This window comes from Bacillus sp. mrc49 (genome assembly GCF_002803435.1).
On sequence record NZ_PHNG01000800.1, the window covers coordinates 722,870 to 739,755 of the forward strand.

The 16,886-nt window shown below is 38.8% G+C and carries 16 protein-coding genes and 1 pseudogene; 14 read left to right on the forward strand and 3 right to left on the reverse strand.

The window, feature by feature from the left end; genetic code table 11:
* Window positions 1–190: 190 nt before the first annotated feature.
* Entirely contained in the window at window positions 191–769 is a 579-nt protein-coding gene (locus CVN76_RS29845; RefSeq protein WP_100534155.1) for a hypothetical protein, read from the forward strand.
* A gap of 155 nt (window positions 770–924) precedes the next feature.
* Entirely contained in the window at window positions 925–1,185 is a 261-nt protein-coding gene (locus tag CVN76_RS29850; protein ID WP_100534156.1) for a hypothetical protein, read from the forward strand.
* 133 nt (window positions 1,186–1,318) lie between these two features.
* Here the strand turns inward: CVN76_RS29850 and CVN76_RS32520 are convergent.
* The 3 genes and pseudogenes from CVN76_RS32520 to CVN76_RS29865 all read right to left on the reverse strand — a co-directional run.
* Window positions 1,319–1,492, reverse strand: a pseudogene (locus tag CVN76_RS32520) (DDE-type integrase/transposase/recombinase); the annotation flags it as partial.
* A gap of 116 nt (window positions 1,493–1,608) precedes the next feature.
* Window positions 1,609–2,658 (reverse strand): ketopantoate reductase family protein, encoded by a 1,050-nt coding sequence (locus CVN76_RS29860; protein ID WP_100534158.1) that lies wholly within the window; start codon window positions 2,656–2,658, stop codon window positions 1,609–1,611.
* Window positions 2,659–2,674: 16 nt separating this feature from the next.
* Window positions 2,675–3,418, reverse strand: coding sequence for an acetoacetate decarboxylase (locus CVN76_RS29865; protein WP_442857621.1), 744 nt, complete (start codon window positions 3,416–3,418; stop codon window positions 2,675–2,677).
* 165 nt (window positions 3,419–3,583) lie between these two features.
* Here CVN76_RS29865 and CVN76_RS29870 point away from each other — a divergent pair, with 165 nt between their 5' ends.
* The 12 genes from CVN76_RS29870 (at window position 3,584) to CVN76_RS29925 (ending at window position 16,338) form a co-directional block, all read left to right on the forward strand.
* Window positions 3,584–4,471, forward strand: a complete 888-nt coding sequence (locus tag CVN76_RS29870; RefSeq protein WP_100534160.1) for a LysR family transcriptional regulator — start codon at window positions 3,584–3,586, stop codon at window positions 4,469–4,471.
* Window positions 4,472–4,845: 374 nt separating this feature from the next.
* On the forward strand, window positions 4,846–6,033 hold the full coding sequence (locus tag CVN76_RS29875) for a hypothetical protein (protein ID WP_100534161.1): 1,188 nt from the start codon (window positions 4,846–4,848) through the stop codon (window positions 6,031–6,033).
* A gap of 18 nt (window positions 6,034–6,051) precedes the next feature.
* On the forward strand, window positions 6,052–7,284 hold the full coding sequence (locus CVN76_RS29880) for a Zn-dependent hydrolase (RefSeq protein WP_100534162.1): 1,233 nt from the start codon (window positions 6,052–6,054) through the stop codon (window positions 7,282–7,284).
* The gene (locus CVN76_RS29885) at window positions 7,281–8,468 is read left to right on the forward strand and encodes an amidohydrolase (RefSeq protein ID WP_100534163.1); all 1,188 of its coding nucleotides are present in this window, start codon (window positions 7,281–7,283) and stop codon (window positions 8,466–8,468) included. The genes CVN76_RS29880 and CVN76_RS29885 overlap by 4 nt, the downstream gene beginning before the upstream one ends.
* 535 nt (window positions 8,469–9,003) lie before the next feature.
* Window positions 9,004–9,906, forward strand: a complete 903-nt coding sequence (locus CVN76_RS29890) for a hypothetical protein (RefSeq protein WP_100534164.1) — start codon at window positions 9,004–9,006, stop codon at window positions 9,904–9,906.
* 189 nt (window positions 9,907–10,095) lie between these two features.
* Window positions 10,096–10,869, forward strand: coding sequence for an SDR family oxidoreductase (locus CVN76_RS29895; RefSeq protein ID WP_100534165.1), 774 nt, complete (start codon window positions 10,096–10,098; stop codon window positions 10,867–10,869).
* Between the two features lie 356 nt (window positions 10,870–11,225).
* Complete coding sequence (locus CVN76_RS29900; protein ID WP_157805837.1) at window positions 11,226–11,438, forward strand: hypothetical protein; 213 nt, start codon at window positions 11,226–11,228, stop codon at window positions 11,436–11,438.
* Window positions 11,439–12,179: 741 nt separating this feature from the next.
* Window positions 12,180–13,499, forward strand: coding sequence for a GntP family permease (locus tag CVN76_RS29905; protein ID WP_100534167.1), 1,320 nt, complete (start codon window positions 12,180–12,182; stop codon window positions 13,497–13,499).
* Window positions 13,500–13,757: 258 nt separating this feature from the next.
* On the forward strand, window positions 13,758–14,012 hold the full coding sequence (locus CVN76_RS29910) for a hypothetical protein (protein ID WP_157805838.1): 255 nt from the start codon (window positions 13,758–13,760) through the stop codon (window positions 14,010–14,012).
* Between the two features lie 440 nt (window positions 14,013–14,452).
* On the forward strand, window positions 14,453–15,028 hold the full coding sequence (locus CVN76_RS29915) for a LysE family translocator (protein WP_100534169.1): 576 nt from the start codon (window positions 14,453–14,455) through the stop codon (window positions 15,026–15,028).
* A gap of 25 nt (window positions 15,029–15,053) precedes the next feature.
* Window positions 15,054–15,830 (forward strand): AraC family transcriptional regulator, encoded by a 777-nt coding sequence (locus CVN76_RS29920; RefSeq protein ID WP_100534170.1) that lies wholly within the window; start codon window positions 15,054–15,056, stop codon window positions 15,828–15,830.
* A gap of 130 nt (window positions 15,831–15,960) precedes the next feature.
* Window positions 15,961–16,338: a hotdog domain-containing protein gene (locus CVN76_RS29925; RefSeq protein WP_100534171.1), complete on the forward strand. Its 378-nt coding sequence runs from the start codon at window positions 15,961–15,963 to the stop codon at window positions 16,336–16,338.
* Window positions 16,339–16,886: the final 548 nt, after the last annotated feature.

Genomic DNA, 16,886 nt, shown 5'->3' on the forward strand with positions numbered 1-16,886 from the left:
ATCAAGTTCAATATAAAATAGTATTCTACCATATTGAAAGAACTCAAACATTATTTGTTTAACCCTTTTCTTTTTTGGAAATTTAGTATAACATTACATTTGTGACATAAAAAGCTAAATTTATAATACATATGAACTATTAACAGTTAGATACACATTGCATATGTACTATAAAAAAGGTGCAAGCACGATGTTTAAGAAAATATCAAGGATTATGATAATGGTTTTATCAGTGGTTATGATAGCTGGAGGAATCTTACCGAGCGTGGGACATGCTCAAGAGAAAAGTGAATCAATTAATAATGACATTGATTCAGAGAGTACAAAAAGTACAGTGTTGACTGTAGATAATTCCATGACAGTTAGTAAACAAAACTCCATCATTAATGATTGTCTAAGTGACCCAGATGTTGAAGAGTTAATTGTTCTTGATGAATCATTATTAATAGAGAATAATGATAACGAAAATGACACTACCCCCAACGCACGTGCTATATTTAATAAGTATAAAGTTAATAATGTACGAGGAGGGTCTGATGTAACAGGATCTAGTGGAATTGCCACTGCTATTGGTGAGGTAGGAATAGTATTAAATATTGGTCAGACAAAATCAGTGGCTACTACAATTAGTGCGGATTTTGGTACTAGTAATGCTGCACTATCAGGGGCTTTAGGTTATAGTGTTACGGGTTCAACAAGTATAACAATTTCTGGTACATATAAAGTTCCTAGTACAGTAAACGAAAAAAAGTTAAAACGTGTAAAATAACGGCGTATCCTATATATAAAACTAAACTATATGATGTACATAAAATGCCATGGAATTCCTTTACTTGGTCTAAACAAGGAACAGGCAAGTCAAAAAAAGCTTATGGTGTATCATATAAAAAAGTATATACCTATAAATAAAGGATGGAAGTTTAAATGAAAAAAAAGCATATAGTTATCATTTTAATGCTGATTATAATTATTGGAAGTTTGCAGATTCCTAGTCTACTAGAATCAATATATCCATTGGCTAAAGAAGATAGAACTGAAGCTTTTTATAATATTAGATATTTATTGCAAGGGACTTTTTCTTTGGTAGGTATAATATTTGTTAATATTATACTGTTAATATATTTCAAGAATAGTGATGTTGATAAAAAAACTAGTCAAATAAGTAATTCAAGCCCTCTTCGATGAGGGCTTTTCTTTAATACCGCCATTTATGACTTTTTACATTTCCCTGTCGATACCTTAATAGTTGTCTTACTTTTTTGATGCCTTGACTTTTATGTATGACAGCAATCTTTCCCTCAAAGCGATTGGAGGTAACCAGTTTCATTAGCTTGATGGGCATGCGGCTGGACCCTTTATCTACTTTTATCACACGAGGTTTAGAAACATACAAAAAAGCCAAGGCTTTCTTGATAAAGCGCTTGGCTGCTTGTTTATCTCTAGATTCACTTAGATAAAAGTCAATGGTATGCGTTTCTAATTCAACTGCACGTTATAAGTACAACTATTGTACTATAACCTTGATATAACTTAAATAAATTTTGCTTTTCCACACTAATCAAACACCTTTTTTAGAGTAGTGGTATTAGTATGTCAAATTTTGAGAGATTACTTGCAGATATCTTCAGTTTTCTGTTTATTCAGGTTTTCAAAAAATTGAATATTGATTTCGAAAGTCGGTACTGATTGTGCTTCTTCGGCTTGTTTTACCAATTTTACAACTCTATCGTTATAAGGTGTAGAAAGTCCTTTGCCTTCAGCCAGCCGCGGAACGACCCCATTTATATAATCAATTTCAGTCTTGCGTTCCTTTTCCAGGTCCTGCAGCATGCTTGCTTTTAACAGTCTGGATGGTTCCATGAAATTGCGAAGTGTTTTGACACGTTCAGGCATTTCATCTTCGCTATTCATTTCTAATGAAGCAATATCGAATGTATTCATTTTGGCGAATTTCACACCGTTTGCGTGGCCGACTTTGATCGTTTCGTCGGCAATATGCGCCGCACTCACAATACCGACCTCATGATCAAGTACTCCGCCATACTCGGTGTTAAGTGCCGCGGATAAACCACTGAATGCATTGTTGATCAATAATTTTGACCATTTCGTTCCAACCAGGTTCTCGGAAATGTGGGTGCCGCCCACAAGGTCTAAAATGGATTTGACTTGCTTGATTCTATCTGTTATTTGACCGTTTAATTCTCCAATTTGAAAAGCATACTTTTTAAAGTGGTTGAACTCTGTGGTAAGACTTGAAACTCCAGGTTCAATAAACGTAGCGCCAAATTCAACTGACCCGGCAATTACACGTTCCCGCCCGACTATTGAACCCACCTTTTCTTCCGGGATACCGTTTTGTAAGGAGAGCACTACACTTTGGGCGCCCAAAAATGGGAGCAAGCCTTGCAGGACTGAATCATTATAAAGTTGCTTTGTTAATAACAAGACTAAATCATAGGTTCCAGACATGTTGTCAGGTGTAATGGCTTTCACCTTTGCTTCAAAATCTGTAGTGCCGGTAATTTTTGCTCCTGACTGATTTAAAGCGTCAACATGAGCTTGATAGACGTCAATCAACTCTACATTTTGTCCTCCAGCAGCAATATATGCTCCTGCGATGGTTCCTAAAGATCCTGCTCCTAAAACTGCAATTCTCATGTTTTTATCCTCCTTATTATTCAGCTAAATAATCGTATATAACCGTTGGTGAAGCCAATGTAAGCTCCGTGATGATATGAGAAGCCGAAATGACCTCCAGGACGGGCAGATCGGCCATTGGTGCAAGAGCATGGGCGCAAAGCTCCAGTCTTGCAGGTCCTGACCAGGCACCAAGTATTTTAATATCATTAATTTGGCTCCGGACCAATTCACAAATCCTTGGATATCCATCATATCCCGGCATCTTTTTCAGCATATAATTTGGCTTGACTATTTCTTTAAGCGCTTCAGAATGATCAAGCGGAAAATGCTTGTACCCCATCGTTGCTGTAGCTACTCTCAAAGTCCCATAATCCAAGAGACCGACCAAGGTGTCGGAATCGACATATAAACTAGGCTTGCCCAGTTTTTTGGGATACGCGGCTATTTCGCGGCCGGATGCGATTGCTGGAAAGCTATCCACATACATGGCGTGGAGATAATCGCCTTGCTCCCCTTCATAGCTTACAGGTATTACCTGCCCGCACTCCGTGTAGGATCCAAGCCCTGTAACATCAGGCATTTTCATTATTTCGAATCGGACGAGCGGATCTTTGACCTCCAATGGCTCCGGAACAATTTTCTTTAACTGTTCATGGTCGGTTCTATATAAAATGTTCAAGTATTCGCGATTATAAAAACGATAGGGCCCCAAAGGATACGCTCCCGCATCCAGCGGAGTCGTAAACCTCTTAACCACTTCATCCTTTCTCATCTGAATGACACCTTCCTTTTTCTGATCAGATACTAATGATTTTTTGATAGTAGCTTGATTTTTTTACTATCCCTTGCACACACTATTTTAAATCGGATTTTACATTTAATCTAATACATAATAATATATAAATACATTTATTGTAATAAATAAAAGGGGTGTAAAAAATATATGGAGCTGCTTCAATTAAAATACTTTCAGACGGTCGCCTATACAGAGCATATCTCTAAGGCTGCCCAACATTTACATATTGCCCAGCCTTCTTTAAGCCTGACCATCAAGCGACTTGAAGATGAATTAGGCACTGACTTATTTCACCGGAAAGGGAGGAATATCGAGTTAAGTTCCACTGGGAAAATCCTTTTAAAACATGTAAACAAAATTCTTATCGAAATTGAAAATGCAAGAACGGAAATTCAATCCAAGGAACAGGAAAATGCAAGTATCATCAAAATATCGATTTCTAATCCAAGATTCCTGTCCGGGTTGATCAGTGACTATATTACCCAGTTTCCTGATTCAAAAATACAACAAGAAATCGGATTAAAAAGTGATATCCTCACAAGCTTGAAAAAAGGGGAGATTGATTTAGGGATAGCAGGTCCTCCTATAGTGGATGAAGAGATAGAAAGCTGTGCATTGGTTGATGAAGATATCGTACTGGTTTTGCCATCCAGCCATAAGCTGGCAAGTAGACCTGAGATTTCGCTCATCGAAGTGGCCAATGAACCTTTCATTTCCCTGGCCAATAATGTGGAATATAGTGGTTTTACGACAGCTCTTTGTGAAAGAGCTGGATTTTCCCCTATCAATAATTTTGCGGTGGATTCAAATTTATTAGCAGAAATAATAAGGCTGGATCAAGGTGTGGCCCTGCTTCCCATTTCAGTATGTAGACGATATCACTTAAAATACGTAAAAATCGCAGATATTGACCCTACCTATACCGTTGGGTTATCCTGGGTGAAAGATTGTTCATTATCTCCTTCAGTAAAAGGTTTCCGTGATTTTATCATCTCGTACTTCAAAGAAAACTATGAAATGTTCAAAGTTTCTTGAACGATAGCAGGATCCAATTAAAGCTGTCTTTAGATGGCTTTTTTTTTTGAGCAAAAAGCTAGCGAGCGGGGAAATGAGGAAATGACTGGTACATCAAGCAGAGGCGGTTTCCAGCAGGATGGTTTTTAGCCAGTAAAGGGTGATTTAATTCAGCCCCTTTATAAAAGAAAAATGATAAATAATACTATTTTGGTATATCCAATTGTTTCAATTTATGTAAAAAGAAGGATTAAAACTTCTTAATAAAACACTTACATTTCCTTTTATCTATGTATAATTACCTGAATATATTGAATTGCCTTTAAATTAATATAATTCAGTGATATTGTTTTATTAGAATATTCAAACTATTAATTCGAAGGTGAGGCACTCAAATGTCACAGATGTTGGCTTTAGTTATTGTTATTTTGATTTTATTTGCAGGAGACATAGTGGCTGTTCGAACCAAAGCCTGGGTACCTTCCGTTTTTATTTCCGCAATCCTATTTCTGGCTGGTTATTGGACATTCTTCCCGAAAGACATCGTTTCAATCGCAGGTATTCCTCCTGTAGTGGCAACCATGATGATGTACCTTTTGATCACGAATATGGGAACCTTGCTTTCGATACGGGAATTGATGAATCAGTGGAAAACGATTGTCATCTCCCTATCTGGTATTCTTGGTATTGTAGCGCTACTATTCGGAATCGGCGTATTAATCTTTGATTTGCAAACGGTGCTTGTCGCGATACCTCCTTTAGTCGGCGGCATGGTATCTTCAATAATCATGTCGGAAGGAGCTGCAGATGCAGGTCTGACGAGTTTGTCCGTCTTTGCAATCGTTATTTATGTGATGCAAGGTTTCGCTGGCTATCCTTTGACATCCATTATTTTAAAGAAAGAAGGCAAGAAGCTTCTTGGACAATATCGAACTGGACAATTACCGGTAAAAAAGAGTGATTCGGCATCTGAAGCTGGAGGCATGACGGAACTTAAGCTGTTTAAAAAGCTTCCTGATAAATATAATACGGAATATTTTAAATTTTTCAGGCTCGCTGTTGTTGCTTTTCTCGCTTACCTTGTTTCAACTGGTTTGGCACCGATCATATCCATCAACGCTTTTGTTCTTTGCTTGCTTTTTGGAGTCATTGCAAAAAGTATCGGTTTCCTGGAAAGACAGGCTTTGCAAAAAGCGAATGGGTTTGGTTTTGCCATCATGGCCCTTATGCTTTTCGTTTTTGACGGATTGAAAAGTGCAACGCCAAGCATGATGATGGAGATTCTTTATCCACTGGTTGTTTGCATTATCTTAGCGGTGATTGGAATGTATATATTCTCATTCATTGCAGGTAAGTTACTAAAAGTCAGTAAAGAAATGGCCTTTTCTGTATCTTTAACGGCCTTATATGGATTTCCAGCTGATTACATTATCACCAATGAAGTAGTCAATTCATTGACAAAAGATGAAAAAGAAAAAGAAGCATTGCTAAGCTATATGCTGCCGCCGATGCTAGTCGGTGGATTCATATCGGTCACTATTGTATCGGTCATTCTAGCAGGAATATTCGTGCAATTTTTGTAAGCAGAGGAGGAATTCCAGGTGAGTCTTGATGAACGTATAGAAAAGCAAATAAATGAGTTGAGCAAATTTACAGCAACACCAGGTAAAGGGACTACCCGGCTTACTTATAGCAAGGAAGACTTACTTACCCGAAATTATATGAAAGATAAAATGAAGGAGTATGGACTAACGGTTCGGGAAGATGGATTTGGGAATATTTTTGGAAAGCTTGAGGGTACTGTAAAAGATGCTCCGAGCGTTCTGATCGGTTCACATTTTGATTCCGTCCCAAATGGCGGTGCGTATGACGGGCCAGCGGGCGTAATTGTCGCTCTTGAAGTGGCAGCCCTTTTTGCCGAGAATCAATTGATACCTAAAAATCCGTTGGAAATCGTTGCGCTCATTGAAGAAGAAGGTTCGCGTTTTGGCGGGGGGCTAATGGGGTCGAGAGGCATGGTAGGCTCCCTTAGTGAAGACGATTTTAAAAGATTGAAGGACAAAGATGGCATCACAACCTTAGAAGCGATGGCGGAGATCGGACTGGATGGTTCGCTTCCAAAGAAGAGAGAAGCCATGACCATTAAGTCATTTCTCGAATTGCATATTGAACAAGGCCCCATTCTTGAAGAAAAGAATATCCCCATTGGGGTTGTAGAAGCTATCGTTGGTTTAACACAACTGGAAGTAACGATAGAAGGAAAGGCAGGACATGCAGGCACAACTCCCATGGATCGCCGTACGGATGCATTGGTTACGGCCGCCCAAATCATTTCCCGATTACCGGGCTTAGCGATCGAGGAGGGAGAAGGGACGGTCATCACGACGGGCCGCCTTCATGTTTTTCCAAATGGAGCAAATGTCATTCCCGATAAAGCGGTATTTTCAGTGGATATACGATCTGGCAAGGAAGAAAATATGAACCATGTCATCAGCAAGGTACGGGAATTAATCGATTCCTATCAAGATCAGGGTTTCCAGACAACGGCTGAACAGCTATTATATATGCCGCCTAAAATCTTGAATGAAGAGATCATCGCTTTGATGAAAGAGATCAGTGCCGATTCAGGAATCCCATACTGTTCGATTAACAGCGGTGCAGGTCACGATGCGATGGTTTTTTCCGATGTCACTGATGTCGGCATGCTCTTCGTTCCTAGTAAAGCAGGACTAAGTCATTGTCCAGAGGAATGGTCTGATGCACGTCATTTGGCGTACGGTGTGCAAATATTTTACGAATTGGCTAAACGTTTAACGGAGGTAGATATGAGATGATCAATCAAATGATAAAAGCAGCCATTCAAAATCATGGAGCTGAATTAACGGAAATACGCAGAAAACTTCATAGCGAACCTGAGGTATCCTGGGAGGAAGTAAAAACGACTGCCTTTGTTTGTGAATATCTTGAAAAATTAGGCATCACTTATAGAAAAGCGGAACCAACTGGCGTTATTGCGGAAATTAAAGGAGGCAAATCAGGAAAAACGGTAGCATTAAGAGCGGATATGGATGCACTTTCTGTTGAACAGTTAAATAAAGATTTGCCGTATGCTTCAAAAGAAGCGGGTAAAATGCATGCATGCGGTCATGATGCACACACAGCCATGCTATTGATTGCAGCGAAGGCCTTGAATGCAGGTAAAGAAGAATTACCAGGAAATGTTCGATTAATTTTCCAACCAGCCGAAGAAGTGGCAACAGGTGCAAAGGAAATGGTTAAACAAGGGGCAGTCGAAGGTGTCGATAATGTGTTTGGCATTCATATTTGGTCGCAAATGCCGACAAGCAAGGTCGCTTGCACTCAAGGCCCTTCATTCGCTTCAGCAGATATCTTTACTGTAAAGTTTAAAGGCAGAGGGGGGCATGGCGCGATGCCTCAGGATTGTATCGATGCAACCATCGTTGCCTCTTCCTTCGTCATGAATGTTCAATCGGTCGTATCAAGAACGGTCGACCCCCAACATCCCGCTGTTTTGACAGTTGGAAAAATGGAAGTTGGCACCCGATTTAATGTCATTGCTGAAAATGCCGTGATAGAAGGGACTGTCCGTTGCTTTGATCCGAAGACACGTGACCATATTGAAAAACAGCTTCAGATTTATGCTGAAAATGTCGCTAATATATATGGGGCGATGGCGGAGGTTGAGTACTATCGCGGCACGCAAGCTGTCATCAATGATGAATCCAGTGCCAAGTTAGTGCAAAACGTGGCTGCCCATGCATTTGGCGAAGATGCCATATATAATGAAAAGCCCACAATGGGAGGGGAAGACTTTAGCTTCTATTTAGATGAAGTTCCTGGAAGCTTCGCTTTGGTTGGAGCTGGTAACCGAGAAAAAGATACGCAATGGGCCCATCATCACGGGAAATTCAATATCGACGAGGATGCGCTGGCTACAGGAGCAGAGCTTTATGCTCAATATGCATGGGCATATCTGAACGAAGGGACTGAAAAATAGGGGGAACCTGCAAATATGGGTAAAGAAGGCAGCTGATTGGCTGCCTTCTTTTTTTTTGTAATCGTCCCATTAGGACGCTTGCTTGTTTCAAACAATAGAGAATCCACAGATGGAAAGTGGTGTTGTTTTCCGATCAAAGACTTGGTCTGATCAAAATACCCTTTCCGTGGACAATCATTAGTTGGTCTTCGGTTTTGGGGATTGCTACAGCTGAAAGCAAGCGTGATGCGCTCACACCGTTTTACCGCTGCTTCACGTGACTGCTCGATAGATTTGTAGAAAGGACAAAAAACATTGGCAAGTCCGTTCCAAATGTTAATCTCGCTTTGTTCTGCTGCAAGGTTTGAATCCAAAAAATATGTAAAAGAAAATTGCGTCGAATCAAGATAGTTGGTCACGATAAAGAATTTTTGTTTTGGCTAGTTAGTCTTATTGTCTTTTCGGCCAATCATAATAATGGTAAAATATTCATATTGATTAGCTTGTAACGGATAATCAATCAAGACGATTTCCTAGCAGAGAGGAGAACTAAATATTGGCATCCATTGTTTACACAGCCATATTGATTAGTAGCATAATATTTTTAGCGAGGAAAAATGTCGATAAAGAAACTTATTTTCCGTTAAAAATATTTGGATATTTTATATTAGGTTCTTTTACCTTTCATCTCAATCAAATTTCCCTTCCACTTGGGTTTATCGTCTACTTGATATTTTTTCGGCCAAAATTGAATGTACAGGGTAAACGAATAGCTGCGGTCTTTGGTTTTTCGGCCTTTATAATCGTCCAATGGATGATACCATATGTCATTGATGGATGGGAAAATCGGCCAATATCGATGGAGCATGAACTTGGTTCAGTATATACGGTGGATTTTCAAGAAGAAAATGAACGGGTTATGCGGAAATTGAATGTAGAGAGCAGCAGTTTGAGGCTTGATAACTTCGAGGTCGACTATACGGAAGATGGCAGTATTACGGATTTAAGCTGGAAACTGGGTGGGCAAAATGATGATGGCTATACCCTCTATCAAATCGAATATGATATGGATAAGAATAGATATCACATCATGAAAAGTCAACTTGAAACGGGTCCCCATTCCAACCAATCTCTTGACGCTGAGCGTTTTTTTAAAAATCTTAGTGTGCTTGATATAAAAGATATAACACATGCTAAGGGTGACTTTACTTCCTATGTTATCAAAAGTACTGGGGAACGAATTCATTACTCGGAAGGAAAACCAACCCATATCATATCAGAGGGAGAAATAAAATTAGTGGAAAATGACCAGGTACCAATTGAGGGGTATATCATTTCCACATTTGCCATGAAGAAAACGGGAGAAAAAAGGAATGATCGAGGGAATATCTCACAAGAAAGCTTCGAGAGCACTGAATCATCTGAGTATCTATTAGATGTGAATGCTGGTGAGAAATGATAGAAATGATGGTTGAATAGCTGCTAAGCAGATGGGTTTGGCAGGTAGAGAAGCAGGAGACATTATTCCTTCAAATCTGTTTCTAGTAATTTTAGGGAGATGCTCAACTCGATTATTAATTTAAAAAGAAATACCGCAATATGGATGATTATTAAAGGTTAAATTCACTTTTATCATGGAGGGATATCAATGGATCAGTTAAAAGGAAAAATTGCGATCATAACGGGAGTAAGCCGGCTGAAAGGGATTGGGGCTGCCATTTGTCAGGAGTTAGCTGAATCCGGGTGTCATATATTTTTCACTTATTGGACCGAGTATGATAAAGAAATGCCCTGGGGCATTGAATCCGATGAGCCCATGAAATTACAAGAAGAGTTATTGAAAAAAGGTATAAAGGTATCGTGTATGGAGTTGGATTTAACTCAAAATGATGCCCCGGAACAGCTCATGAACCAAGTTTCCGAACAGCTAGGTCTTCCGGATATCTTGATTAATAACGCAGCATACTCGACCAACAACGATTTTTCCAATATAACCGCCGAAGAATTGGATCAACATTATATGGTGAATGTCCGTGCAACAACCCTGTTAAGCAGTAAATTTGCCCAAAGGTTCGAAAAGAAATCAGGCGGAAGGATAGTCAATCTTACTTCAGGGCAATTTCAAGGGCCAATGCCAGGCGAATTGGCCTATGCCACAACAAAAGGGGCAGTAGATGCGCTAACCATAACATTGTCCGCTGAATTGGCTCCATTAGGAATAACGGTTAATGCAGTAAACCCAGGTCCAACTGATACGGGGTGGATGACGGATGAAATAAAAAATGGGCTTAAACCGATGTTTCCCTTCGGTAGAATAGGAAAACCGAAAGATATTGCAAAAACGATCAAATTTCTCGTAAGCGAAGAAGCAGATTGGGTAACAGGCCAGGTTATTCATTCAGAGGGCGGATTTAGAAGATGAGTTAACCTGCTTTTTTTTGCGTTAGGCAGACAAAACCAGCCGTCAGATCGCAGCTGGTTTTGTAGTCGTAAAACCTTCCATTATGACCGTTCAGATTTTACCAGGATTTTCACCTGGTTTTTTTGATCAATTAATCCCAGTGGATTGAATGGCTTGACGCTATATAACAAATACTCCTGTCACTTCAAATGAGAAATCAACACCGCCATTCAATTTCAGCGATTGTATCCTCAACCTCAGCTGGATTGATGGCCATGTCTCCTGTTTTTTTGTTTTCACCTGTCTTTTCAGTGGCACCTGCTGCCTTCGATGATCCTATATCTCAGAATGAGTATCCCTATGGTGGGAATAATCCTATGATGAATATCGATCCAGGTGGTGACTTCTTTTGGAGAACTATTAATGTTGGTCTTGCAGCTTATGATGGCTATAAGCTTACAGAGCTGGAGGTAAGGCTGCGAAAATTGCAGGAGCTGCAGTCTAGCATTAAAGCTGCAAGAAAGGCTACTCATGCAGTGTATACTTTATTGCGAGACTTATATTTTTTAGGAGTCTCTCTATTAGATTAAGCCATCTTCTTTTAGCAGAATAGTGGTTTGCGTAAGTTCCTTGTAACGAATTTCCTCATTACTTCTAAATGTTTGGAAACCTCCGTAATTTTAAGGTCTCTGTTAATAAGCCCCTATTTTCCCCTAAGTGACCGTAACAAGATATTAATTCTCACTCCTTTTCTAATCCATAAAGGAATATTTGCTGTGCAATCTTTTATGAATTTGCGTCATACTCTATTTATAAATTTTACGAATATATTCTATAAAAAATATATATTTTTATTATAATTGTTCTGTCCATATAATAAAGCACGTAACAAATGATAAAAATAAGCAACGCTTTAAATGAGAAATAACGGAAACGGCTTCCGTGATTCTGCAATGTCTTAGGAAAGTTAAGATGGAAAGGTGAAAAATGTCAAGTAGGGAAGACTGTGAAGGTACGTTCCAAAAGGCTGAATGACAAATCAGGACGATGGCGGAAATGACACCATCAGGAGACAAGTTCATCTTTTTTTAGATGGTAATAAAAGCAGAATGATTTGTAAACGGTTTACAGCTAATCATTTAAAGTGGTAGAAATCAATCATTTAAATTATAAATCAAAAAAGAATAAGGGGAATGATAGGGGTATGATTCCGCTTATTTTAACATTACATTTATCCAGGTATTGCTTTTTTGTATCAATGCAGGTGGTTAGCGTGCGTTGATATATAAAGGCCAGCCTGTTTGAAGGTTTAATGTTGAGGGGAGAAAATTATGGAAATTATTCAGGTGGTAGGTATATTACTAGCGATTGCATTTATTATATATGCTGCAATGAAAGGGTTTAGTATATTAATTGTTGCTCCGATTGCAGCAGTTATCGTCATTTTAACGAATCAAATGGATTTTTTTCCTGCCTTGATAGGGAAAGAGAATTCTTATATGACGGGTCTTACAGGTTTCGTCGTTAATTTTTTTGCTATATTCATCTTAGGTTCCATTTTAGCGAAATATATCGATGTGAGTGGGGCAGCGCAATCAATCGCCGAAAAGGTTTTAGAAAAAACAGGCACGGAAAAACCGTTTCCAGTACTGGTAGCCATTTTCTTTATAAGCGCCCTGTTGACATATGGCGGCATTAGTTTATTTGTAGTAATCTTTGTACTCATTCCACTTGCAAAACCATTATTTAAACAATTAAATATTGCATGGAACCTAGTTTTGATTCCTGTTACACTCGGATTTGGTTCGTTTACGATGACGATGCTGCCTGGTACTCCCTCTATACAAAATGTTGTTCCTACAGCCTATCTGGGTACATCACTTACAGCAGCACCACTTTTGGGAATGATAGGATCGGTAGTGGCCATTGCTTTTACACTATGGTATATGAATTCCATGTTAAAGAAAAGTATGGCCAAGGGAGAAACGTTTGCTGATTTTGATGTTTCCGGTTCGGAAGGAGATGTGAAAAAAGAGCTTCCCACCGTCTTCATCAGTATACTTCCGATATTATTATTGATTGTCATTATTTTGGTTGGCAGTACGTTCAAAGTGGGCAATATTCTTATTATAGGATTAGTCGTTGCGATCATCGTTTCAGCATTCGTCTTTAACAAATACATTCCAAGTCAAAAAGCGTTGATAAATGAAGGAGCGAGCGGTTCCATCATGCCCGTTTTCTTAACTTCATCAGCTGTAGCTTTTGGTGTTATCATAACACTGGCACCAGGATTTAAATTTATTTCCGATACGATCTTGGGGATTCCCGGTAACCCGCTAATCAGTTTATCGGTCGCTTCTGCCGTTTTTGGTGCCATAACAGGTTCATCGTCAGGCGCATTAGGGATTGTCATGCAGGCATTTGGCCAAAGTTATTTGGATATGGGAATCAACGCCGATGTGATCCATAGGGTCTCAGCGATTGCATCCTCAGTATTAACAATCATGCCTCACACCGGGGTCGTGTTAACATTATTCGCATTAACGGGACTTAATCACAAAAACGGCTTTAAGTATCAATTCATAGGAATGACCTGTGCGAATTTACTTGCATTACTTGCAGTAATTTTAGCAGCTATCATTATTTATTAATAATTGATGGGAAGGTAAATAAAAATGCTTGAAAAAGGGCTTTAAATGGCAGAACAAAAAAACTCCCTTGATAAGTGATAGGCATTTTATCATGCATAACCCTTGTGGGAATATCCGGTTGCCTAAACCTGAACTGATTAAAGAAAGCATAGATATCCTTCTATACAGATATTCAATCTAGGATTAACCATTCATTCTAAAGGGGCATTTTGACTGGAGTTTTTGCGATATTACCGTAGGTTGGCATCTGTTTGCATCATGCATAGGACTCTTATTTTTCACAAGCATGATCAGGACATTGAACAAGCATTCATGGAATATCAAGAAGAACGCATTCCTCGAACGGCAAATGTTCAGAGCAGTGCAAGACTGTGGGGGGAAATCATCCACAATACGACTGACGCCGGCATTCTCCTACGGGATACCATCCTATCAAGTCGTACGGATAAGGATTTCAAATTCATTGATGAATTCCAAGGATATAATAAAAAGGCCCGTGAAAGCATCATTTGATTTGTTTCTTTGGAAGTCGGGAAGTTAGACATTTTACAAAGAATTTTGCCTTTTTTTCTTTTGGGAAAAAGGTTTTTTGCTGGTAATCGAACCAACCATACTTCCTATATGATACGATAATAAAAGGGTATAAGCCGACCTTTTCTTAAAATATGAAAGAACATTAAATTAATATAACGAAATAGTTAATGGTGTGAAAATATTGCGCTGACTAATATACACATGAAACAATATGGAAAAAGGCATTCGCCCCGTTTGATGTAGAGCTCATTCTCCGTAATAGAACCTTCTTTACAATAAAAATTTCTCTCTTGAACATTCGATTTTATGATGTGCTCGGATTTTATCCCCTCGTTGTTATACTTTCCGCAATAACATACTATAGGCTTTTACAGTTAGAAGATACAATTGATGAGGATAGCTTGAAAGGAGCATACCTCATGAATATGGCCTCTTTTATCTTTTACTGTTTTATCGTCACGTTTACACCAGGACCCACCAACATCGTCATATTGACTACCGTACATAATTCCGGGACTAAAAAGGCAATGGAATATACGTATGGAGCAACGATCGCTTTTAGTTTCCTGCTTGCAATTTCAGCTATATTCAATACGGTACTTGTAACGGTCATACCAAGAATTTTACTCGTCATGCAGATAATCGGAAGCGTTTATATGTTGTACCTTGCTTATCAGGTATACAAAATGGATTCATCAAAACCATCTGTAAACGAAACAGGCAGCTTTATGTCTGGATTTCTTACACAGTTTTTAAACCCAAAGGTATTGCTCTTCACAATGACTGTAATTCCTACCTATATTACGCCCTATTCAGTTTCCATGTCTGCGATTACAATAAGTGTTGTCGCGATAACGATTATTGGGTTCCTGGCATTCATTACATGGGTACTTTTTGGAGCGATTTTCAAGGAGTTTTTACAGAAGCATAAAAAGGTTGTTAATATATTGATGGCTTCGTTTTTAGTTTATGCTGCAATCATGATCTGGATATAGGCAGGCCATTTAAGAGGTGAGATATATGGATAAGTTCATCTATAAAAAATCGGCAGGCATTACAGCCTTGTCAGCAAGCATTTCTGATTTTACGTATAAGAAGCACGCTCATAAAGAATATGCGATAGGGGTCACCTTGCGTGGTATCCAACACTATAACCTTGATGGTCATTTACACTTGTCCTATCAAAATGGCATCATGTTTTTTAATCCGGAACAGGCACATGACGGAATGGCCCATGATGAGACAGGGCTCGATTATGTGATGCTGTATATTGATCCACATCTGCTTCTAGAGGTTATGGAGAAAAAGGATATCATACTCTTTTCAAATCCCAATGTGTATGATGATAGGCTTAAACAAGAAATACTACGACTTTCCCATGCTATATTAAGCGAAAAAGATGAGTCATTGTGCAGTGAATTACTTGTATCCCTCACAGATAACCTTATTGAAACGGATCTTTCTACAGGTTACAAGAAAGATCATACGTTAATTAGGAAGGCAAAAGATATGCTTCATGCCAACTTACAAAGTGTACTTAAGCTTGATAAGATGTGTAAAGAGCTCAATTTATCCAAATTTCAGTTCATTAGATTATTCAAGGCCCAGACTGGCATTACACCCTATCAATACTTCCTTAACTGCAAGATCGAACATGCAAAGCAGTTAATAGAAAAAAAACGAGATATTTATTCAGCAGTAGCCGAGTGTGGTTTTGTTGATTTAACCCATTTAAACAAACACTTTAAAAGCGTATATGGAACAACCGCCTATGAATATATGTCACATATTAATTGAAGGAAATTAACGGTTATAAGAAACGGTGAACCGCCAATCCAACCTTGCTGAATGAAACAAAGCAGGTAGAGAAGGCAACCCCAGCTGATTGTTGGATACAGGTCGTTTGAACCAGGGAGGAGTAATCATCATGCCAATGAAAGCAGGAGATATCATTACGTTTGCACGGACTTTTACGGTGAGCGATGTTGAATTATTTACAGCTATTTCCGGTGATGAAGGGATTCATCATATTAGCCCGGATGAACAGGGAAGACTTGTCGTTCAAGGGTTATTGACGGCAACTCTGCCAACAAAAATAGGCGGGGAGCATAACGTGCTGGCTCGAACCATGAATTTTGAGTTTTTAAGACCTGTATTTACAGGAGATACAATCATTTGTGAAGTGGAAATTGAGAAGTTTGAAAAGCAAGAAAATGATAGAATGGCTATTCATGCAGCTTTTTTATGTAAAAACCAAAATGAAAAAGACGTGTTAAAAGGGGATTTCTCAGGCATAATTCTTTAGAATCCACTTATTTTCACTTTAGGCTTCGGCAAAATAGGTGAATGCCGCTTTAATAGGGCACCAAATACAAGTCTAGTTTAGCTCCATTCCATTTCCAGTGCATTTATTTAACAATGCCGGGCTTTCAAAGAGATAATCTAATAATTCTGGCGTTTACTCGCGAATATCTTATGCAAAAGCATCTATCCCATCTTCACGCCTGGATAGATGCTTTTTGTCATCCTTCAGCATTTCAATGGCTTAGGTTTAGGCATCCTGTCAGATAAAACATTGCCGAGGTCCCTTCATTTTACCCCTATATATCCTTCGTTGATGAATGAATCATGCTGGAGGGATGCCTATTTGGACTAACGGAACATGGTCATATTTCCTCAAATGCAAACAAACACGAGAAAAGTTACCAAAACAAGATTGACAATGATAATCATTATCATATAAAATAGTAAATGAAATTGATAATCATTTTCATTAAACCTTTTCTTTTATATGTCAGTCATAAGAATGACAATGTGGATAAACAGAACTGGATCAGGATAGATAAATTATAA